The sequence below is a fragment of the Pseudomonas sp. GM24 genome (genome assembly GCF_000282235.1).
Lineage (GTDB): Bacteria > Pseudomonadota > Gammaproteobacteria > Pseudomonadales > Pseudomonadaceae > Aquipseudomonas.
The window spans coordinates 1-4653 of sequence record NZ_AKJR01000119.1 but is presented as its reverse complement, the minus strand read 5'-3'; the positions used below and the strand labels follow the sequence as shown (position 1 = coordinate 4653).

The 4653-nt window shown below is 58.2% G+C and carries 4 protein-coding genes; all 4 read right to left on the bottom strand.

Going from position 1 to position 4653, the window contains the following annotated elements; genetic code table 11:
• Positions 1–97 precede the first annotated feature (97 nt).
• A complete protein-coding gene (locus PMI23_RS14860) occupies positions 98–1030 on the bottom strand; it encodes a D-2-hydroxyacid dehydrogenase (RefSeq protein WP_007911347.1) in 933 nt (310 codons plus the stop codon).
• A gap of 104 nt (positions 1031–1134) precedes the next feature.
• Complete coding sequence (locus tag PMI23_RS14855) at positions 1135–1428, bottom strand: YcgL domain-containing protein (protein ID WP_007911350.1); 294 nt, start codon at positions 1426–1428, stop codon at positions 1135–1137.
• Positions 1425–2558: a ribonuclease D gene (gene rnd, locus PMI23_RS14850; RefSeq protein ID WP_007911352.1), complete on the bottom strand. Its 1134-nt coding sequence runs from the start codon at positions 2556–2558 to the stop codon at positions 1425–1427. Before rnd ends, PMI23_RS14855 begins: the two co-directional genes overlap by 4 nt.
• A 163-nt stretch (positions 2559–2721) precedes the next feature.
• Entirely contained in the window at positions 2722–4371 is a 1650-nt protein-coding gene (locus PMI23_RS14845) for a phosphoethanolamine transferase (protein WP_007911354.1), read from the bottom strand.
• Between the last annotated feature and the right edge of the window lie 282 nt (positions 4372–4653).

The following is a 4653-nucleotide window of genomic DNA, read 5'->3' as shown; positions in this document are numbered from 1 at the left end:
GGGAACGACTCAAGGGACGCTCCGCGTTCCAATGGGACGCGGAGCGTCCCCGGCTGCATTCCCACGCGGAGCGTGGGAACGATCTGAAGCAAGGAGATCAGTAGCCGCGGTTGAAATCCACTTCCCCGCGCAACGCCTCACCCGCCTGATACGCCTTCAGGTTCTCGACAAACAGCTGCACCATCAACGCCGGTGACGTCGGCGCCGAACTGTGCCCGGTCAGCAGCAAACCCCACGCGGTCCAGAACGGATGCCGCTGTGGCAATGGCTCCTGACGGCAAACGTCGATCACCGCCCCCGCCAGATGCCCTTCCTTCAGGGCTTCCACCAGATCCGCGTCAACCACCGCGACACCGCGCCCGGCGTTGATGAACAACCCGGTCGGCTTGAATTGCTTGAACAGCGCCGCGTCGTAAATATCGTGGGTGTGCTCGGTATTCGGCAGCAGATTGACCACGTAATCCACCTCGCCCACCAGCCGTGGCAGATCGGCCATCGAGCCGACTTCGACAAACGGCGCCTGCTCGCGGGCAGTGCTGGCGATGCCGTATAACTCTATGCCGAACGGCAGCAGGAACTGCGCCACGCTCTGGCCGATGTCACCGGTGCCGACGATCAGCACTTTGCGTCCGACCAGGCTCTGGCCGCTACGATTGTCCCACTTGCGTTCGACCTGGCTGACCAGGCGCGCCAGCACTTCGCGCTCATGGCCGAGGATATAGGTCAGCACGTACTCGGCCATCACCTGACCGAAAATCCCCACTGCACGGGTCAAGCGGTAATCACGGCGCAAACCGTCCGCGAGTAACGGCGTAATGCCGGCCCAGGTCGATTGCAGCCACTGTGGCTGGTGCCCTTGGCGCAGCAGGGTCGCCAATAGATCCGGTTGCCCAAGCCACACCGGGCAATCGGCCGCCTGCCGGGCCAGCTCGGCGGAGTCGCCGCTGGTCAGTACTTCAAGCTCGGGCGCTGCCTGACGCAGCAGCCGGGCGTATATCGCGTGGTCGTGTTCAGCAATCAGAACGCGCATCTTCAAACCTTTCGCAAACCGTGCAAACGGCCGCCGGATTCGGGCGGCCATCGCGGTAAAAACAGTTCCAGGGTAAACCGAGACTCAGAACAGAGCCTCGCAGATCAGACCGGGTCGTTGCGTCGCAACAACTCTTCGGGCAAGTGCTCGATATACTCGTCCTCGGCCGGCGGCATCTGCAGGTGGTAGCCCTGCTTGTCGAGGTTCTCCAGGACCACGACGATGTCTTCGCTGGCCAGTTTGCGCTCGGGCGACAGCACCAGATCGAAGGAATGCTTCGGCTTGCCGAACGCCAGCATCAGCGCTTCCGGCACACGCTCAAGCGCATCGCTCTTGAGCACGTAAAGGTACATGCCGCTGCGCTTGGAGCTTTGGTAGATGGAACAAATACGTTTCAAGGCTGTTCTCCGGCGGTGGCCAGGCTGTCGAGCAGCTTCTGACCCATGAGTTCGCGGCGCCAGCCACGCAACGACTCAGGCAATTGGTAAGGACCCTCGGGATAACCGCTTTTGACCAGGGCTTCGAGGGTTTTCTTGCGCAGCATCAGTTCCGGGGCAATGCCCAGACGCTCGGCCTCCGCCTGACCCAATGCGCGCAGTTGTTTGATCAACGCAGCGGCTTCGATCGGCAATGGCTCCGCTACGGCCGGCGGCCATTGATCAGGCCCCACACTGCCAGAGCGCTTGATCAGATCAAGCAGAAATTGGCCGTCCTGACGCACGGTACGCGGGTGCATGTCTTCGATCTTGCCCAGGGCGGCGAGGTTGTCCGGTTGCGTGCGGGCCAGCGGCCACAGCGAATGCTCGCGGACAATGCGGTTGCGCGGCAGATCGCGGGCGCGGGCTTCGGTTTCCCGCCAGGCGCACAGTTCACGCAGTACGGCCAGTTGCGCACGCGAGAGTTTCCACGCCAGTTTGGCCTCGCGATAAACCTCGTAAGGATCGGTTTCGCGGCGCAGGTTGGCGACCAGTTCGGCACCGTCCTCCAGCACCCAGGCGAATTTGTCGTCAGACAGTTTCGGCCGCAGCTGTACGAAAACCTCCGCCAAGTGCACGGCGTCTTCGGCGGCGTAGCTGATTTGCGTGTCGGACAACGGACGCTGCAACCAATCGGAGCGAGTCTCGCCCTTCGGCAGTTCGATGCCGAGCACTTCCTGCACCAGCCGCGAATAGCCCATCGAGAAACCGAGGTTCAGGTAAGCCGCGGCCAGTTGTGTGTCGAACATCGGCGCCGGCAGGCTGCCGGTCAGGCGCAACAGCACTTCGAGGTCTTCGCTGCAGGCGTGCAGGACTTTGAGCACCGCCGGGTTTTCCAGCAACGCGGCCAGCGGTTGCCAGGCGTTGATGGTCAGCGGATCGATCAGGTAGGCGCGTTTGCCGTCGCCGACCTGCAGCAGGCCGGCAATCGGGTAGAAGGTGTCGACCCGCATGAATTCGGTGTCGAGGGCAACGAACGGCAGCTGCTGCCACTCGGCGCAAAACTGCGCGAGGCTTTCGTTGTCGCGAATCCAGTGAATATCGATGGCCACACGGCTCTCCCTTGAAGAATGGCGCGCAGTATATATCGCCACCGGCGATTTACGCGCCTGTGAAGGGCAAGAGCTGTAACGAAATGTCCTGCCAGAGAGCAAGAATAGTCTGACAGTGGAAACAGACAGGCCCGACGCGTCAGCACGACGGAGCCGATTGGACTCATTCCTTGGCGAGCACGCCGTCGATCACCGCGCCACGGCAACCGGCAAACATGTCCAGATCCGGCTGATAGACCTTGCTCTTGACCTCCAGCAGACCCAGCATCGAGTGGAACAGGTTGTCCTGGCTCAGCGGTTTATCGCGGCTCATCTGCAGGCAATGGGTGTCGACCGAATAAGCCTTCTGATAGTTATCGGAGAACCACGCCAGCATCGCGACATGCTTTTGTTGCTCCGGCGCCAGCATGTAAGGCGTACCGTGCAGGAACAGGTTGTATTCACCAAGCGACTCACCGTGGTCCGACAGGTACAACATGGCGGTATCGACTTTGTCCTGATTGCTGCGCAATACATCGATCAGGCTCGACAGCACATGGTCGGTATACACCAGCGTGTTGTCGTAACCGTTGACGATACTTTCGCGGCTGCAGTTATTCAGCGCGTTACTTTCACATACCGGGGTGAAGTGCTCGTATTCCTTCGGATAACGCTTGAAGTATTCCGGGCCATGGCTGCCCATTTGATGCAGAACCAGAACGGTGTCCTTGTCGAGATGATCGATAAAACTCTGCAGGCCTTGCAGGAGGATTTCGTCGCGGCACTCGCTGTTGGCGCACAGCGCCGGGTCTTTCAGGTTGCTGACATCTTGCAGGGTGACGCGATCGCAAGTGCCTTTGCAGCCGGACTGGTTGTCACGCCAGATCACGTCGATACCGGCACGCTTGAGCACGTCGAGCAGACCTTCTTCATTCTTCGCCTTGCTGGCGTCGTAATCCTTGCGACCCATGTTGGAGAACATGCACGGCACCGAAACAGCCGTTTCCGTGCCGCAGGAATGTACATCGGTGAAGGCAATCAACCCGGCTTCCTTATCGAGTTGCGGCGTTGTATCGCGGTTGTAGCCAAGAATGCCGAAGTTCTCCGCACGGGCGCTCTCACCCACAACCAGCACGGTCAGGGATTTGCGCGGCTGGAGTTTCAGATCGGGATTACGCTGGGCGTCTTCGCCGATCTTGACGAACGGTTGCTGCGCCGAAACCACTTGCTCACGCAGGTAACCAGCCGAAGCGCCAATGTAATTGCTGGGCACCAACATCAGGCGAATTTCGTGATGGTTGCGAAACAATGAAGACAAGCCCTGATAGTTGGCCAGGGCTACGCCGCCAATTACCGCGACCGAGGCGACACTGACAATAACTTTACTGAGCAACTCACGGTGCCAGCGACGATAATTAATCGGTAACTTCCACAACAAAAATGAAGGCAAGACACCGAGCAACAGAAGATAAGCAAACAACTTTAACGAGAGCAGATCTCGCATTTCCGTTGCATTGGTTTCGGCAAAGTTACGGAACATGCCGGCATCGATCATGACGCCATATTGACTCATGAAGTAAGCCACGCCGGCGCTGACCAGGAATATCAGCGTCAACAGCGGTTTGAGCAGCGGACGAAAGGCCAGAAACGTCAGCACAATGTTGAATGCCGCGAGGATCATTACCCCGAACGCCACGCGTATGGCGATGCCCTTGCCATCGGCGCCGGTAATCTCGAACAGGTGTTGCCAAAGGACAACATTGCAGCCGATTAAAAGAAAGGCACTGGCAATCAACGTCACCCATTCCGGGCGCACGGCTTTTAACTTCAACATAGAAAGGGCGATTCCTGAAAAGAAGAGCCTCGGTCCATGAAAGAAATTTCAATTGTGAAAATTTCATCAACTAAGGCACGAGAAACTTTAAGCAGGCAAGCATCAATTTTTTGTGAAAAAGACGCCAACGAATAGTTGGCTTTTGGCAATGCGCTTAAACTTGCGAAGTATTTGAGAATGGTTCAGCTTTTATTCAGTAAACAATGCGCCCCCTGTAGGAGCTGCCGCAGGCTGCGATCTTTTGATCTTGATCTTTAAAGCCAGATCAAAATATCGCAGCCT

What these genes read in the sequence shown, in the direction of transcription:
- PMI23_RS14845 (WP_007911354.1), bottom strand. Translation starts at nt 4,371, where the DNA reads ATGTTGAAGTTAAAAGCCGTGCGCCCGGAATGGGTGACGTTGATTGCC.
- PMI23_RS14860 (WP_007911347.1), bottom strand. Translation starts at nt 1,030, where the DNA reads ATGCGCGTTCTGATTGCTGAACACGACCACGCGATATACGCCCGGCTG.